Origin of the sequence: Rossellomorea pakistanensis, from assembly GCF_016908495.1 — a bacterium.
GTDB lineage: Bacteria > Bacillota > Bacilli > Bacillales > Bacillaceae_B > Rossellomorea > Rossellomorea pakistanensis.
Genome location: NZ_JAFBDZ010000004.1, coordinates 116,131 through 133,324, shown reverse-complemented (window position 1 = coordinate 133,324; position 17,194 = coordinate 116,131). Strand labels below are relative to the sequence as shown.

The following is a 17,194-nucleotide window of genomic DNA, read 5'->3' as shown; positions in this document are numbered from 1 at the left end:
TACATCATTTCAGTTTTTGTTGGTTTTCATGTTATCCAAGACCTCTTTCCGTTACATCATTTCAGTTTTTGTTGGTTTTCATGGTATCCAAGACCTCTTTTCGTTACATCATTTCGACTTTTGCTGGTTTTCATGGTATCCAAGACCTCTATCCGTTACATCATTTCAGCTTTTGCTGGTTTTCATGTTATCCAAGACCTCTTTACGATACATCATTTCGTCATTTGCTCGTTTTCACGCCATCAATGACCTCTTTCCATACCGTCATTTTGGCTTTTACACGTTTTCATGATATCCAAGACCTCTTTTTCGTTAGATCATTTCGGCTTTTACGCGATTTCAAGGTGTCAAAGAGCATTATTAAAGTTACCATGTTAGCTTATTCTCAGTTTTACGGTGTCATAGAGGAATTTCCGTTTGATTCGGTCATTTGCTGCCAGACACCAAACTGTTCAGGATGTACAATAAAATGATAAAATTGAGAATTATAAAACAATTAAAGGGATTTAGAGGATCTAACCACATAGGGAGGAAGGAAAATGATTTCACCAGAGGAGAATAAAGTTGGTTTTATCGGATTAGGGGTAATGGGAAAATCGATGGCGACTCATATTTTGAATGCTGGTTTTCCAGTAGTGGTTTACACCCGTACGAAAGAGAAGGCCGAAAGCTTAGTCCAATTAGGAGCGAAGTGGGCGGAGTCTCCGATGGAGGTTGCCGCTCAAGCCAATATCATTATTTCGATGGTAGGCTATCCCTCTGATGTTCGAGAAGTTTATCTTGGAGATAAGGGCATTATCGCTAATGGCCAGCCACATAGTTACTTGATTGACATGACGACATCTACACCGACTTTGGCAAAAGAAATCTATGATGAAGCGAAAAGGAAAGAGATGTATGCACTGGATGCACCCGTATCTGGAGGGGATAGGGGAGCAAGGGAAGCAACGCTATCGATTATGGTTGGCGGAGATCAAGAGGTTTTTAATAAGATGAAACCGATCTTTGATTTAATTGGCTCCACTATCGTCTATCAAGGGAAGGCTGGTTCAGGGCAGCATACGAAAATGTGTAATCAGATTACGATCGCTTCTAATATGATTGGCGTAAGTGAAGCCATCATTTATGCAGAAAAATCGGGTTTAGATCCTGAAACGGTATTACAAAGTATCTCGACAGGGGCAGCAGGAAGCTGGAGTCTTTCTAACCTAGCTCCGAGAATGATCGAAGGGGATTTCGAGCCTGGTTTTTATATTAAACATTTCCTGAAGGATATGAGAATTGCTTTAGATGAGGCGAGAAAAATGGAAATCGAGATGCCCGGTCTAACGCTTGCAGAGCAATTATATTCGGATCTTGCGAATGTCGGGGAAGAAAATCGTGGTACTCAAGCACTTTACAAGTATATGAGTGAAAAGTGTTAAGGTATGTTTTAAGTGGAGCAATACTAGGGATGATTAGGTATTAATCATGCCTAGTATCGTTCCATTAGTAAGATGCTTTAACTACTTTCAGTTTGAACGATGGATTGATAAATTTCCTCTAGTGACCACGTTTTCCCTCTTTCATCCTTATAAACAACATGTTCACGTGTAAAATGGACAGGAGAATCCAAGCCTGCTGCAGCGGCTACTCGAAATAAACCTTTCCGTAACGAAATTAAATAATTGGCTGTACGATATTTCTTTTCGTCAATAACCAGTGCTTTTTGCAAATCCGGGTCTGTTGTCGCTACACCGACCGGGCAGGCATTGGATTGACATTGCAAGGCTTGAATACAACCAACTGTAATCATAAATCCTCTTGCTATATTCACTAGGTCAGCCCCCATTGCCAGTGCGATTGCAATTCTGTCAGGTGAAAACAATTTGCCTGAAGCGATCATTTTCACCTGGTCACGAACACCGTATTTCCTTAAGGCATTGTCCATTATAGGCAATGCTGATTTAATGGGCAAACCTACACTGTCAGCCAATTCCTGATAGGAGGCTCCAGTGCCGCCTTCACCACCATCCACGGTAATAAAGTCGGGTGCTTTTCCGGTGAGTTGAATTTGTTTAGCTAATTCATCTGCTTCTTCACTGCTTCCAATGACCACTTTCATTCCTACTGGTTTCCCAGAATGTTCGCGAACCTTTTCGATAAAGTCAAACAAAGAGGGAAAGTCACTAAATTCTCGAAAACGGTTTGGACTATCGATCGATTTAAAAGGTTCAACCATCCGGATTCTTGCAATTTCCTCTGTCACCTTTTCAGCATCAATATGACCGCCACGCGTTTTAGCGCCCTGAGCCAGTTTAATTTCAAATGCTTTAACTTGAGGAATCTCACTTTTTTCTTTTAATGCTTCCCAGCTAAAATTTCCTTCTTGGTCTCTAACTCCAAATAATCCAGGGCCAATTTGCATGATAATATCAACGCCGCCCTTTAAATGGTATTCAGAGATCCCGCCCTCTCCAGTGTTCATCCATGTTCCTTTGGCGATTCCCAACCCTTCTGACAGAGCGGTAATGGCACGTTCTCCAAGGGAACCATAGCTCATCGCAGACATCCCAATCTGACCCTTCACAATGAAAGGGTTCCTGGCGTGCTTTCCAATTACAATGGCATCTTCATCATCAAGCAAATAAACAGGTGATTCATTCTTCTCTAGACGCTCTTTTTTCTGTGCAAATAAAGGTTCCTTGATCAAAAGATATCGATCAGTTGTCACTTTCGTTTCGCGATCCATTTTCAATTCTTCCGTTAACTTGGGAAACATGGAATTTCGAATATAATATCCTTCTTCTTCAAAATCCCTTTGCGATCCATACCCCAGAACATCACGTTTATATTTAGCTTTCCTGACAATATGTGTATAGTCATTTCGTGAAAACGGTTTTCCTTCTGTATCGGAGTTGAAGAAATACTGTCTCAGCTCAGGTCCAATGGATTCAAAGAAGTATCTAGCTCGCCCGATAACTGGATAATTCCGTAGAATTGGATGCTGCTTTTGCGTACGGTCGATGTAGTAAAAATAAAGTACTGCCACGATGAGTACCAGTAAGATTATGACACAAGCAATAAAGCCAATTATCGTAAAAACATTAGCAATATTCAAGATTGATTCCTCCTACCAAGCGATAACGTTTTACACTCACATATATAGTTAGGTTTTCTAAAATAGAGGAAACTATCCATTGTTTTCTACAAGAATTAAAAAAAGGATGTTAAGTAAAATGGCTGTTCTTTTGACTAAAAATTTTTTCTGTATCCCTTTGTCTGGTGGAGTTTCAGTAACACCAGGAATTTTTTAGAAAAAATGAATAGTTCAGAAAATTATTGCTTTTATAAATTTAGTCTTTTATAATTTACCTAACAAACGTTAGGTGGTGACAAATTGAAGCGGAAAGAATTGATAGATGCAGCTCTCTTGCATTATTCCCTTCATGGATATCAGGGAGCTACGATGAAGAAAATTGCAACAGAAGTCGGGATTAAACCCGCGTCGATTTATTTTTTTTATAAGAATAAAGAGGAATTGTATATCGCGGCGTTTCAACAATTGCTTGATAACCATTTAGCCGAGATGAAACGAATTTTTAAGGAAACAAGTGCACAGTCAGGTGATCAAATTTTTAGTGAATTGCTTCATGGAATCGTTAGGTATCACAAAGACGATAAGCAAGGAACAATGGCATATATTTCATTGGTTACGTCACCGATTCCGGAAATTAGTCAATATTTACAAAAGCATATGTTGCATGTGAATGATTGGCTTGCCAGCTCACTAGAGGATCTCTTGAGACAAAGATATTCTTGCATATCCGCTGAGGATGTAGACCAAGTTACGAAACAATTTGTTTTACTGGCGAATGGAGTTTTTTGGGGGATGAATTTGTATGATGGACAAGTTTTTGAAGAACAGGTTCAAATGGCCGATCAATTTATCAGCTCTATGTTTAAAGATGTAGAGAGAAAGTACGATTCAGAGGTACACAAAAAATAAAGAGGAGGGAGATGCTTATGGAAAACAAACATCACGTTATTAAAGACTACGAAAGGGAGCCAGTTCCACAGGATCAACGAAAAGGGTGGGTAAAGCTTTCTGTGGTTTGGATGGGAGCGATCATTGCATTATCTGCAACGGCACTTGGCGGTACCCTTGGTGGCGGATTAAGCATGACTCAGGCAGTGATCGCTTCGTTTGTTGGCTGTTTGATTCTATCAATATTAAGTGCCCTTTGTGGAATTGTTGGCGCTAAAACGGGATTGTCTACTTCATTTGTTTCAATGTTTGCCTTGGGTAAATATGGATCCTACGCTGTTTCCGTTATTATTGCCATCGCCTTATTCGGTTGGTTTGGCGTGCAGCTTGATTTATTTGGGGCTAGCTTACACAATATCCTGATAAATGTATTTCATTTAGATATTCATCCAAAATTACTGGTTGTTATTGGTGGTATTCTTATGACCACTACCGCTTTCATTGGATACAAAGCGATAGAAAAACTAAGTTTGATTGCCGTTCCTCTCCTTGGATTGCTGCTAATTGCATCATTAATTCGTGTCATGAATGGAAGGTCAATGGATGAAGTGGTAAATGCACCATTAATAGGGGATCCGTTGACAATAGGATTATCCATTTCACTTATTATTGGATCGTTAGCTATTGGAGCTATTATTGGTCCTGATATCTCACGCTATGCAAAATCAACAAAAGACGCAGTTATTTCCTCATTTGCCGGATTCTTTATCGGTTTTAGTATCGTTCTGATCATTGCTGCGATCTTGGCAAAAGCAACAGCACAAGTAGATATTGTTGAAATCATGTTGGGGCTAGGGTGGGGAACCTCTGCGATGCTCATATTGATCCTTGCACAGTGGACAACAAACGACAATAACCTTTACTCTTCAGCACTAGGATTCTCGGTTATTTTTAAAAATACACCTAAATATATACTGACTATTACGGCAGGATTAATCGGAACAATCATGGCGGTTGCAGGAATATATGAGAATTTTATTCCATTCCTCATCTTCTTAAGTGCGTTTATTCCCCCAATCGGAGGAATCTATGTCGGGGATTATTTAATGAATCCAAGTAAGTACCGATATTACAAGCTATCATCTATTCAGAATGTAAACTTTGTTAGTGTATCGATATGGATTGTTGCAGCATTGGTTGCGTTTATCACCACTCCAGCGCCTAATGGATTTGGTCTCTTCACGTTAACAGGTGCTTCAGGTTTTGATGCATTTTTAGTTTCATTCGGATTACAGCTGATAGCAAGCAAGACTTCACAAAATAAAATACAAGCGATTACATCTAAAAATCAAGGAGGGTCTATTCTATGAGGATCATTGGAAAACAAGAAATTGAGGATATTGCTGTAGGTGCTGCATTACTTGGTACAGGTGGCGGTGGAGATCCTTACATTGGCAAACTGATGGCATTGCAAGCGATTGAAGAGTATGGAGAAATTACATTGTTGGATGTTGATGAGGTGCCTGATGATGCACTTGTTGTACCATCTGCCATGATGGGAGCCCCAACTGTCATGATTGAAAAGGCTCCAAGTGGTGAAGAAGCCATTAGTGCCTTTAAAAACCTTGAATCCTATTTAGGAAAAGAAATATATGCAACGATGCCGATTGAGGCTGGTGGTCTGAATTCGATGCTGCCTCTTGCGCTTGCAGCCAGGATGGGCATTCCTGTCGTTGATGTAGATGGTATGGGGAGGGCCTTTCCTGAATTGCAAATGGTAACGTTTTACCTAGATGGCGTATCCGCAACCCCAATGGTGATTGCGGATGAGAAAGGGAATACGTCGCTATTGTCAACCATTAATAATGTATGGACAGAACGTATTGCCCGATCGGCCACAATCGAAATGGGTGGAAGCACGATGACAGCGATTTACCCAATGACTGGAAAAAACTTAAAAGATAGTGGAATCCGTAATATTCTCAAGCTTGAGGAGGAATTAGGGAAGGCGATCAGGCTTGCCAAACGAAACAATGCTGATCCCATTAAGGAAGCGTTAAAATGTGCAGATGGATTTGAATTGTTCCGTGGGAAAGTGATAGATGTCAATAGGAAGACAGAGAGCGGATTTGCAAAAGGAGTGGCAACATTCGAAGGTATCAATCAATACAAAGGGGAAACGTTAGAAGTTCGTTTCCAAAATGAACACTTACTTGCACAAACAGATCAACGTCTTCTTTGTGTGACACCAGATTTAATTGCAGTCCTTGATGCAGAAACAGGCCTCCCGGTTACAACGGAAGCGATTCGTTATGGTGCAAGATGCGTGATTGTAGGAATCCCTTGTGACCCAAAGTGGAGAACCGAAAAGGGCATTGAAACGGTTGGACCCAAATATTTTAACTATGATGTTGACTATGTTCCGGTGGAAGAGCTTGTGAAAAAAGGAGTGAAAGCATAATGAGTATCTATAGAATTGGAATAGACGTCGGAGGTACACATACCGATGCTGTCCTTTTAGACGAGAACAATCAGGTAATTTCTGAAACGAAATCACCGACAACTGAAGATGTAGGGACAGGTATTTACACGGCCATGAAGAAAATCATAGAAGAAGCAAATGTACCTAGAGAACAAATTAAGTTTGCTATGCTAGGGACAACACATTGTACAAATGCAATCGTAGAAAGAAGAAGATTAAATAATATTGCGGCCATCCGTATCGGAGCTCCTGCTACTCTAGCTGTGAAAACGCTCATTGGTGTACCCGATGACCTACGTGAAGCACTCGGAAAATATCTTTACTTGGTTAAAGGAGGGCATGAATTCGATGGCAGGGAGATCACTTCTTTAGATGAGGAACATTTATATCAAATTGCAGAAGAAATCAAAGGAAAAGTAGATTCAGTTGCTATTACCTCCGTGTTTTCACCTGTCTCTCAAACACATGAAGCAAGAGCAAGTGAAATCATCAGAGAGGTTCTTGGAGAAGAGGTGGCTATATCTTTATCATCCGAAATCGGTTCAGTTGGCCTGCTTGAAAGAGAAAATGCGACGATTATCAATGCGGCAGTCGTGAATGTTGCCAAAACAGCGGCAGACGGATTTGTTCATGCATTAAAAAATGAAGGAATTGAGGCGAAGGTGTTCTTCGGTCAAAACGATGGAACGTTAATGTCGTTAGACTATGCTGTGAAATATCCGATTTTCACCATCGCTTGCGGCCCGACAAATTCATTGCGCGGAGCATCCTATTTGACTAAAAGCTCTGATGCCATTGTGGTTGATGTAGGTGGGACGACAACCGATATTGGTGTCTTAATGCAATCATTCCCACGTGAATCGTCCTTAGCGGTTGAAATTGGTGGAGCGAGAACGAATTTCCGAATGCCTGATATTGTTTCGATTGGACTTGGGGGAGGCACCATCATTCGAATGAAAGACAATGGAGAATTCACGATTGGACCTGACAGTGTCGGATATCATCTTCCAGAAAAAAGCTTAATTTTTGGAGGAGATACCCTAACAGCAACAGATGTTGCTGTTGCCCTCGGAAAAGTGGAGCTAGGAGATCCCTCAAAGGTTGCTCATCTAGATACAGGGTTATTAAAAAAGGTTTATGCGAATATGGTAGAAATGGTGGAAGAAGCCGTTGATAAGATGAAAACAAGTGCAGAAGATGCGTCCGTCATTCTCGTTGGAGGAGGCAGTATCTTACTTCCGGAAGCATTAAAAGGCGCTTCTAAGGTCATCCGCCCTAAGCGTTCAGGTGTAGCCAATGCTATTGGTGCAGCGATTTCACAGGTGAGCGGGCAGGTAGAACGGATTTATAAATTGACTGAAATCGACCGTGATCAAGCATTGGAAATGGCAAAGGATGAAGCGAAGCAAGAAGCTATCAAAGCAGGAGCAGATCCAGATCATCTCATTATTGTTGATATTGAGGATGTTCCACTGGCCTATTTACCAGGAAATGCGACTAGAATACGTGTGAAAGCTGCAGGGGATTTAGCCCAATTAGAGGTTCCTATGTCCTGAAAGGAGATCAGCTATTGAATGAGAATAATAGGTTAATAGAAGCATTTAAACAAACAAACTATCAAGTAGCAGGTAATGGAATAAGAGACATTCAAGTACTTAAAGAGGCATTGAGAAATTATGAAGGACATCAGGAAAGTGATATTTATGGGAAGGGCAAAATAATAGAAGATTTTCAAAAGAAGATGGCGGAATATTTAGGGAAAGAAGATGCCGTATTTTTTCCTAGCGGAACGATGGCACAACAAATCGCATTAAGAATATGGTGTGATCATGAAGGAGTATCAAAAGTGGCCTATCATCCTTTGTGCCATTTAGAAATTCATGAAGAAGAAGGGTTAAAAGAATTGCATCATATAGAGCCTGTATTACTAGCGGATAAAAGTCGTTTGATTCAATTCGAAGATGTTGTGAACATGGGGGAGGGGGTCGCCTGTTTATTGCTTGAATTACCTCAACGAGAGATCGGTGGGCAATTACCAGATTACCAGATGTTAGAAGCGATTTCCGCTTATTGTCATGAAAAAGGGATCAAACTGCATTTAGACGGCGCCAGGCTATTTGAAATTCTTCCTTATTATAAAAAGTCAGCTGCTGAAATTTGTGAACTTTTTGATAGTGTTTATGTTTCTTTTTACAAAGGAATTGGTGGGATTGCAGGAGCCATTCTTGCAGGTGATAAAGGATTTACAAAGGAATCAAAAGTTTGGAAAAGGAGGTACGGTGGTGATTTAATAAGTCTCTACCCTTATATTATCAGTGCCGATTATTATTTCAACAAGAGAATAAACAAAATGAAAATGTATCATGAGGAAGCAAAAGAACTGGCTGGTTTATTTAATCAATGCCATGGTATTTCAACAAAGCCTGTAGAACCAGTTTCTAATATGTTTCATGTATACATTAATAGTCCAAAAGAGAAGATGGAATCGATCCTTATTGATATTTATGAGAAAACAGGCATTGGTTTAACTGGCTATCTTAGAGAAATTGAAGCAGAAGCTTGTTTCTATGAGGTAAGTATTGGTGATCAATTTGGAAACATACCAAAAGAAGGATTGATAAAAGTATTTCAAATGCTTGATGAGAGTATGAAAAAAATAAAAGAATAATCTTTATATCTTGCCTACCTGCCATACAATTTCCTAGGAAAAAAAGCTGCAATATTTGCGGCTTTTTTTCCTGTTTTCCCTTTAGATGTATACAGTTTTATTCCTCAACCGTAACAGCTGTTCCATAAGCAATAATCTCAGAAGCATTTTGCATGACAGCGGAGGACTCCAATCTCATGCAGATAATCGCGTTTGCCCCTTTAGCCTTTGCATCTTCAACCATTCTTCCAATCGCCTTTTTTCTAGCCTCTTCCATCATTTCTGTATATTCTTTCAATTCCCCGCCGACAATCGTTTTTAATCCTGCCATAAGATCTTTCCCAATATGTTTCGATTGAACAGTACTTCCTCTTACAAACCCCTTATATTCCTTAGTTTCTTTCCCTGGTACCGATTCAGTAGTCACGATAATCATTCTGATCATCCTCCTTTTTCTCATCCATTCTTGATTTGACAAACACCACCAGCAACACAAGAAGTGAGATGAAATAAACAAAAAATAGCCCGATGGCAATCGTCATGTTTATAAACAAAAAGATAATACCGGTAATCTGAGTGATGGCTGCAGCCACCATACTAATATACTTTACCTTTTCCATCTTCAACTTCCCTTCTTATTTCTATTTTTACTATATCTTTTTTTGGGGAAAAGATGAATGTTTTTTAATTAGGATCATCCTTTTAATTTGCTTTAAATGAGTCTACTGAAGCACCAAAAACACGTGAGGGCTGAATAATATTCTGAAAAGAGGTGATAGATCACTGAAACTGTAAAGAACTGAATAACGGCAATAAAGAGATCTTTGATACCATGAAAATGAGTAAAAGGTGAAATGACGTACAGAAAAGAGATCGTAGATACCGTGAAAACGAGTAAAAGGTGAAATGACGTACCGAAAAGAGATCATTGATACCGTGAAAACAAGCAAAAGCCGAAATGACATTAAAAAAGAAGTCTTTGATTCTGTGAAATCGAGCAAAAGAGGAAATCACAAATCTAAAGCTTAAATAAAATTAAGTAATTCTGTAATTAATGATATCTTCTTCATTTAAAAAAGAGATAGAATTTTATTGAAAAGATATATGATAGTTGTTATATATAAAATTTTTTAGGGGGAAATAACATGGCGTCCAATTCTATGAGAGACATATATAATAAGTTAGCTAATACCTATCAAAACAATGTTGATAAGGAAAGTCCTTACAATGCATATTATGAGCGTCCAAACATGATGGGGGCTTTGCCCTCGCAATTAAAAGGAAAAAAAGTGCTTGATGCAGGTTGTGCAGCCGGATGGTATTGCTCTCAATTCCTTGAACGTGGAGCAGAAATCACTGGTATAGACATCAGCCCTGAAATGGTAAAGGTAGCAAAGCAACGTGTAGGTGAAAAAGCGAAAATACTTTGCCATGATCTTCAAGAACCCTTGCCATTTAAGGATGATTCATTTGATATTATCGTGAGCTCACTTACACTCCACTATATTGAATATTGGACGAATACTTTTCAGGAATTCAATCGTATTCTTAAAGATGGTGGAATTTATTTGTTTTCCGTTCATCACCCTTTTATGGACTTTACTAGACATAAATGTAAGGACTACTTTGAAACGGAATTCTTAACGGATACCTGGAACAAGCCAAATATTACGATTGATGTAAGTTTTTTCCGAAGATCCATGCAAAGCATAATAAATGAAACGACACAATTCTTCGTACTTGAAAAAATAATTGAACCTCAACCACAAGAAAAGATGAAAGAAATAACCGAAGAAGCTTATCACTACTTGATGACCAGCCCACATTTCCTAATCATTAAAGCGGTAAAAAATAAAGGAGCCTTAATCTAGATTTAATTTGCTTATTTAACCCGCTGCATGATTAATATGGATTCATTAAAGTAGGTTCTTAAACCATCTATTTACTGTTGAAGAAGAGGGAGCGAGAGGAATCAAAAAGTCGTTCGTCACTTGGTCTCCTGATTCTATGCGAATCGCTTAAAGTGCAACCGCTTTTGATGACAGGGGATATTTCTCACAGATCAGGACTGTAGGTAGGCGTGGAGAAAATGACAGAGTATGGGCGATTTCTAATTGTTTTTCCACTCCTGTCACCTGGTCACCAGATGGAAGAAAAATCGCTTATCTTAGTGGGTGTACAGAACAGGAATTTGCTCATAAAATGTGGGCTGTTGATTTGAATCATCCTGTACCTATTCAGTTAATTGAAGGGGTTAGGATCATGGATTTACAGTGGTCACCTTCAAGCTAATTTTAATGTTAAAAAGGACTGACCCCCATATGTATGGGAAAGTCCTTTTTTAACTATTTTTTTAGACCGTATTTTTTAGCAATGAGATTCTGAACATAATAGTTTCGGGAAATGGAGTCCGATGCTCGTTTTGTTTCATTAGGTTTTAACACTTTAGACTTTACAGGTTCAAGGGGAGGACCGTTCAACACATCTTTAGTTTGCTGACTTCCTTTTTTCGCTTCTTTTGATAACCCCATCCAAATCTCTCCTAATAAAGAATTTATAATTAATCATTTTCATCAATCATTATTATTAATTTAAAGTGAATTTTATGTATGGTAGTTTTCAAAGCCAGAAGTTATTAATCTATTTAGGATAGTATTGTACGAACATATATTCCCCGTGGTATAATGAAAATGGAAATATACATAATGGAGGTTGTCCGATTTGTTAGTTGATGTTGAATTAAACCATTATAAATCTGAATATTTCGATTCATTGAAGGAATTTAGTTTACCTGAAGAACAAGAACAATTCACAGCCCTGCCTTTAGAAAATTTAGAAGCTGCGAATGAGAAATATCCTATAGTAATCTTAAATAATAGGAAGCCGGTTGGTTTCTTTGTATTACATTCAAGTGCGAGAGTAAATGATTATTCAGACAATCCTAAGGCAATGTTATTAACGGCACTCTCAATAAATTATTCTGAACAAGGAAAAGGAATCGCTAAAAGAGGAATGGAACAATTAAAGGAATTCGTCAATGATTCCTTTCCAACTTGTAATGAGATTGTTTTAGCTGTAAATAAAAGAAATATTGGAGCACAGAAACTGTATGAAAAGGTTGGATTTCAAGATACGGGCCAACGAAAGATGGGGAAGATTGGGGAACAATTCATTTACAGGTACTCATTATAAATAATGAACTAGATGAGATAAAAAGAGGGGGCATGGATTAAAAACAAAGTTTGATCAAAAGAGATAGAGAATTTTTAATAGGTTGCATTAAAAAGATCGTAGGCAAAATGCTTATTAAAGTTATGGGCGAACTTGCAGGAAAAATGGCACTCTTTCTTAGTCTCTTAGAATAGCAGAAAAGTAAAAAAAACAATGATTTAATAAATAGAGGAGGTTAAAGAATGAACCCATTATTATTCACAGAGCGATTAAGTATCCGTCCATTTCAATTAGATGATGCCTCCAGAGTACAAGAATTACTAGGAGCTGGCGAGATAGCTGAAACTACAACGATTATTCCACATCCTTTGCCAGATGGTTTTGCAGAAGAGTGGATTAACAAAATACAAATTTCTATGATTAATAAGGACAGTATCCATTTTGCACTAGTAAATAATCAAAACATTTTAATTGGTTGTATTTATCTTTTTTTAAATAAAAAACACAATAAAGGGGAACTTGGGTATTGGCTGGGCAAACCTTACTGGAATAAAGGATATTGCACCGAAGCAGGAAAGGAAATGATTAAATTTGGGTTTGAGGAATTAGGGTTAAATAGAATCTATGCTGATGCTTTTACAAAAAACACTGCCTCTTCAAAGGTAATGCAAAAAGTGGGGCTTAAATATGAAGGTACATTTAAACAAAGTTGTTTGTACCGAGGTGTTTATGAAGATACTGTCATATATGGCATAACAAGGGATGATTATTTTGGTTTATAAATCCTTGTTTAACAAAAGGCGAGTTTAAGGGTTTCCTTATGAAAGTTCTCTTACTGTTTTTGAAGAAAGTCTAAAACAAATTCGTGTTTCCAAATCACTCGGACACATTCCACTTATTGTAGTAACAAGTGGTTTACAACCTCAACATACGCAGGAATCTAGCTGCTTAGATGTTATTTCAAGAAGAACTTGCTCTAAGTTATCTACAAACAGTAAGCATATCATTATTGAAGAGGCTGAACACGCAATCTACATTGATCGTCTACAAGTTGTTATAGATATTATTAAAAATGTGTTAGAAATAGTTAGAAGTAGTGAATAAATAATAGTTCAAATATATCTTTATTAACGGGCGCATTTACAAAATATGCGCTCATTCTTTATGTAAAGGGACATTTAATTGAGTGAGGCTTATTGAGCAAAAGGGAAGTTTACTTTAACAAGGATTTCCATAATAAAAGTTGAACTATTACTTGCTTACTGAAGCTGGTGTTAGGAATTAGGGGGTCAAACCGATCTCGTGCATTTCTCCTGGATCTTAATGCGTAAATTTAGATTCTTGTGCAATTACTAGTCGATTAGGTGCATAAAATCAAAAAGTTGTGCATTTCGACATTCGAGTCAAGGAAAATAATGATTCTCCTTAGCATGGAATGAGTAATCTTATGAATTTTAAAGGAAAAACAAAGATTAATGACAATTTTTCCTGAAATTATCGATCAGCCCAGTTCTTTTTCATGTAGTGTAGTAGGAAAATGGATTATCCAAATAGAGAGAAATCCAGAAAATTTATAAATGGAAACGTTATTTATCCTATTTCTAAAATCAAATGATCCGTCTGATAGTAAAAGTATTGACTTATCAGACTGTCCTTTCCCTAATTTAATTATACCATTATTAACTAACCATTTTTAGTCTGTTTTTTATTGATTAAATTGTTAGTATTAATCAAGTGAAGTTGCTTCTTCGCTGATTCATTTGAACGTAATTAGTCGATCAGATGTGTCATACGATTCGTCTTGGTATTAAGCGATAAATGGGAGGGAAAGAAATGAAACCATATGTTCTAGAGTTTCGGGAGATTGATAAAACGAGACAAATGGTGGTCGGAGGAAAAGGGGTAAATTTAGGGGAACTATCGAAGATTCACGGAATACAACTGCCAGGAGGATTTTGTGTTACGACAGAAGCTTATCAAAAAGCTCTCGAGCAAAATGAAGCCTTCCACGCATTGTTAGATCAACTAACACTGCTAAAAGTAGAGGATCGAGATCAAATTGGTGAAATCAGCAGGGAAATTCGGAAAATCATATTGGAAGTAGATATTCCTTCCGATGTTGTAAAAGCTGTTGCTCACTATCTCTTCCAGTTTGGCAATGAACATGCTTATGCGGTGCGTTCTAGTGCGACTGCTGAAGATTTACCATATGCTTCTTTTGCTGGTCAACAGGATACCTATCTAAACATCAAAGGAATAGAGGCAATTTTACAACATATTAGTAAGTGCTGGGCTTCACTATTTACTGATCGTGCAGTGATTTATCGCATCCAAAACGGATTTGACCATCGAAAGGTTTTTCTGTCTGTTGTTATTCAAAGGATGATTTTTCCACAAGCTTCTGGAATACTATTTACAGCTGATCCAGTTACCTCAAACCGAAAGGTGCTGTCGATCGATGCTAGCTTTGGACTGGGGGAGGCGCTTGTCTCTGGCTTAGTGTCTGCGGACAATTATAAAGTGCGGGAAGGTAGGATTGTGGAGAAGACGATTTCTACCAAAAAGTTGGCTATTTATGTACGAAATGAAGGCGGAACGAAGGAAATGGAAATTGAGCCGGGTCAGCAGAGCCTATCTACACTTTCAGATGAGCAAGTGTTAGAGCTTGAAAGGATCGGTAGAAAGCTTGAAGCGTATTTTGGCTATCCACAAGATATCGAATGGTGTTTGGTTGATGATACATTTTATATAGTCCAAAGTCGTCCAATCACTACTTTATACCCCATCCCTGAAGCGAATGATCAAGAAAATCACATCTATGTATCTGTTGGTCATCAACAAATGATGACCGACCCCATGAAACCATTGGGATTGTCTTTTTTCCTGTTAACCACTCCTGCACCCATGCGTAAAGCTGGTGGAAGGTTGTTTGTTGATGTCACACAAAATCTGGCTTCACCTGTCAGCAGAAAAACGGTAATAGATACCTTAGGAAAATCCGATCCGCTCATAAAAGACGCGCTCATGACCATCGTAGAGCGAGAAGATTTTATAAAATCGTCACCAAATGCTGAAAAAGTGCCCAGCCCCGGTAAAAGCAATAAAGGTAAATCGTCTTCGGATTCTCAAGCACAAATCGAAAACGATCCGACAATTGTTTCTGATTTGATTAAACGCAGCCAAACATCGATAGAAGAGTTGAAACAAAGCATCCAAACAAAATCAGGAACGGATTTATTTGATTTTATACTGGATGATATTCAGGAATTAAAGAAGATTCTATTTGACCCGCAAAGTTCGAGTGTGATTATGGCTGCTATGGATGCTTCATCATGGATCAATGAAAAAATGAACATGTGGTTGGGTGAAAAAAACGCAGCAGATACGCTTTCTCAATCTGTACCAAACAATATTACTTCGGAAATGGGTCTGGCGCTAATGGATGTAGCAGATGTGATTCATCCTTATCCAGAAGTAATTGATTATTTACAACATGTAAAAGATGATCACTTTTTGGATGAACTGGTTAAGTTTGATGGTGGACAGGAAACCCAAGACGCAATAATAGCTTTTCTCAACAAATACGGAATGCGATGTGCTGGAGAAATCGATATGACTAAAACTCGTTGGAGTGAAAAACCAACTACACTTGTCCCCATGATTCTCAATAACATCAAAGAGTTTAAGCCGAATTCTGGCAATCGGAAATTTGAGCAAGGGCGACAAGAAGCTTTGAAAAAAGAACAAGAGTTATTAGGTCGATTGAAGCAATTACCGGATGGTAAACAAAAAGCTCAAGAGACAAAACGAATGATCAGCCTAATCCGGAATTTCAGCGGGTTTAGGGAATATCCAAAATACGGTATGATTAATCGCTACTTCGTTTATAAGCAGGCTTTATTGAAAGAAGCCGAACAACTCGTACAAGCGAGCGTTATTCATGAAAAAGAAGAGATATACTATCTCACTTTTGAAGAACTTCACGAAGTCGTACGTACAAACAAACTGGATTACCAGATCATCAGCAAACGAAAAGACGAGTACAAATTATATGAAAAACTTACTCCTCCACGTGTTATCACGTCTGATGGTGAAATTATTACGGGTGAGTACAAACGAGAAAATCTCCCAGCCGAAGCGATTGTAGGTCTGCCTGTTTCTTCCGGAGTTATAGAGGGACGCGCACGTGTCATCTTAAACATGGAAGAGGCTGATTTAGAAGATGGAGATATATTAGTCACCTCCTTTACTGACCCTGGATGGACACCATTATTTGTATCTGTAAAAGGTCTAGTCACCGAAGTTGGTGGACTGATGACCCATGGAGCAGTTATCGCACGTGAATATGGCTTACCAGCAGTTGTCGGTGTGGAAAATGCTACGAAGATGATCAAGGATGGACAAAGGATCAGGGTGAATGGAACAGAAGGGTATATAGAAATACTTTAATTCTTTACATTTAAATCATAAAAGAAGTGAATGGAATTAGGAGAATCGGTATATTGTAAAACACCTGTCACTAGGACACAGTAACGGAGCTTTAATTGAATAAGGATCACAGAAATGATCAAACTTTTTTATAAAATAATGCTTCAATTAAATATATTTAGAGCGAGTTTTAATCCATTTTTTCAAAACTCGCTCTTTCTTTTTGTTCTCGTTTATCAAGGTTATGAGTATCCAATTAAACGTTATTCTAAAGCAACAGCTGTCCTTAAAGGGGGCCGGAACCTACCATGATTGGGTTCTATTCAGAAGGGCAGTTCTCGAAGGTAAACACACTCGATTTCATTAAGGTGTAGTTCTGATACACTGAATTTTGCACAGCCCACTCTTAATAATTTTTACGTTTTTTCCCACATTAAATATCTGAAAAATCAAAATAACCATTGAATACGAAGTATATAATACACTATAATAAACAAAA

General features: G+C 38.2%; 14 protein-coding genes. 10 read left to right on the top strand and 4 right to left on the bottom strand.

The window, feature by feature from the left end; genetic code table 11:
* The first annotated feature begins 539 nt into the window (after positions 1-539).
* Positions 540-1,424 carry an NAD(P)-dependent oxidoreductase gene (locus tag JOC86_RS18305; RefSeq protein ID WP_205174393.1) on the top strand — a complete coding sequence of 295 codons (885 nt, stop codon included), beginning with the start codon at positions 540-542 and terminating at the stop codon, positions 1,422-1,424.
* A 77-nt stretch (positions 1,425-1,501) separates the two neighbouring features.
* On the opposite strand, the gene JOC86_RS18300 is transcribed toward JOC86_RS18305, so the two are convergent.
* Complete coding sequence (locus tag JOC86_RS18300) at positions 1,502-3,100, bottom strand: FMN-binding glutamate synthase family protein (RefSeq protein WP_205174392.1); 1,599 nt, start codon at positions 3,098-3,100, stop codon at positions 1,502-1,504.
* 279 nt (positions 3,101-3,379) lie between these two features.
* Between JOC86_RS18300 and JOC86_RS18295 the strand changes: the two genes are divergently transcribed.
* The 5 genes from JOC86_RS18295 to JOC86_RS18275 are packed head-to-tail and all read left to right on the top strand — an operon-like array spanning position 3,380 to position 9,117.
* The gene (locus tag JOC86_RS18295; RefSeq protein ID WP_205174391.1) at positions 3,380-3,988 is read left to right on the top strand and encodes a TetR/AcrR family transcriptional regulator; all 609 of its coding nucleotides are present in this window, start codon (positions 3,380-3,382) and stop codon (positions 3,986-3,988) included.
* 17 nt (positions 3,989-4,005) lie between these two features.
* Positions 4,006-5,337 (top strand): purine-cytosine permease family protein, encoded by a 1,332-nt coding sequence (locus tag JOC86_RS18290; protein WP_205174390.1) that lies wholly within the window; start codon positions 4,006-4,008, stop codon positions 5,335-5,337.
* Positions 5,334-6,428, top strand: a complete 1,095-nt coding sequence (locus JOC86_RS18285; protein WP_205174389.1) for a DUF917 domain-containing protein — start codon at positions 5,334-5,336, stop codon at positions 6,426-6,428. The genes JOC86_RS18290 and JOC86_RS18285 overlap by 4 nt, the downstream gene beginning before the upstream one ends.
* Positions 6,428-8,005, top strand: coding sequence for a hydantoinase/oxoprolinase N-terminal domain-containing protein (locus JOC86_RS18280; RefSeq protein ID WP_205174388.1), 1,578 nt, complete (start codon positions 6,428-6,430; stop codon positions 8,003-8,005). The genes JOC86_RS18285 and JOC86_RS18280 overlap by 1 nt, the downstream gene beginning before the upstream one ends.
* 14 nt (positions 8,006-8,019) lie before the next feature.
* Positions 8,020-9,117 (top strand): threonine aldolase family protein, encoded by a 1,098-nt coding sequence (locus JOC86_RS18275; protein WP_205174387.1) that lies wholly within the window; start codon positions 8,020-8,022, stop codon positions 9,115-9,117.
* Between the two features lie 97 nt (positions 9,118-9,214).
* On the opposite strand, the gene JOC86_RS18270 is transcribed toward JOC86_RS18275, so the two are convergent.
* Complete coding sequence (locus tag JOC86_RS18270; RefSeq protein WP_205174386.1) at positions 9,215-9,532, bottom strand: YbjQ family protein; 318 nt, start codon at positions 9,530-9,532, stop codon at positions 9,215-9,217.
* Positions 9,513-9,716 (bottom strand): hypothetical protein, encoded by a 204-nt coding sequence (locus JOC86_RS18265; protein WP_205174385.1) that lies wholly within the window; start codon positions 9,714-9,716, stop codon positions 9,513-9,515. Before JOC86_RS18265 ends, JOC86_RS18270 begins: the two co-directional genes overlap by 20 nt.
* A 525-nt stretch (positions 9,717-10,241) precedes the next feature.
* On the opposite strand from JOC86_RS18265, the gene JOC86_RS18260 reads away from it, so the two are divergent.
* Positions 10,242-10,967, top strand: coding sequence for a class I SAM-dependent methyltransferase (locus tag JOC86_RS18260; protein WP_205174384.1), 726 nt, complete (start codon positions 10,242-10,244; stop codon positions 10,965-10,967).
* Between the two features lie 474 nt (positions 10,968-11,441).
* Here the strand turns inward: JOC86_RS18260 and JOC86_RS18255 are convergent, their stop codons facing one another.
* Positions 11,442-11,627, bottom strand: coding sequence for a hypothetical protein (locus JOC86_RS18255; protein WP_205174383.1), 186 nt, complete (start codon positions 11,625-11,627; stop codon positions 11,442-11,444).
* 190 nt (positions 11,628-11,817) lie between these two features.
* On the opposite strand from JOC86_RS18255, the gene JOC86_RS18250 reads away from it, so the two are divergent.
* The 3 genes from JOC86_RS18250 to ppsA all read left to right on the top strand — a co-directional run bounded on the left by JOC86_RS18250 (position 11,818) and on the right by ppsA (position 16,716).
* Complete coding sequence (locus tag JOC86_RS18250) at positions 11,818-12,288, top strand: GNAT family N-acetyltransferase (RefSeq protein WP_239587695.1); 471 nt, start codon at positions 11,818-11,820, stop codon at positions 12,286-12,288.
* Positions 12,289-12,509: 221 nt separating this feature from the next.
* The gene (locus JOC86_RS18245) at positions 12,510-13,049 is read left to right on the top strand and encodes a GNAT family N-acetyltransferase (RefSeq protein ID WP_205174381.1); all 540 of its coding nucleotides are present in this window, start codon (positions 12,510-12,512) and stop codon (positions 13,047-13,049) included.
* Positions 13,050-14,100: 1,051 nt separating this feature from the next.
* On the top strand, positions 14,101-16,716 hold the full coding sequence (gene ppsA, locus JOC86_RS18240; RefSeq protein WP_205174380.1) for a phosphoenolpyruvate synthase: 2,616 nt from the start codon (positions 14,101-14,103) through the stop codon (positions 16,714-16,716).
* Positions 16,717-17,194 lie beyond the last annotated feature (478 nt).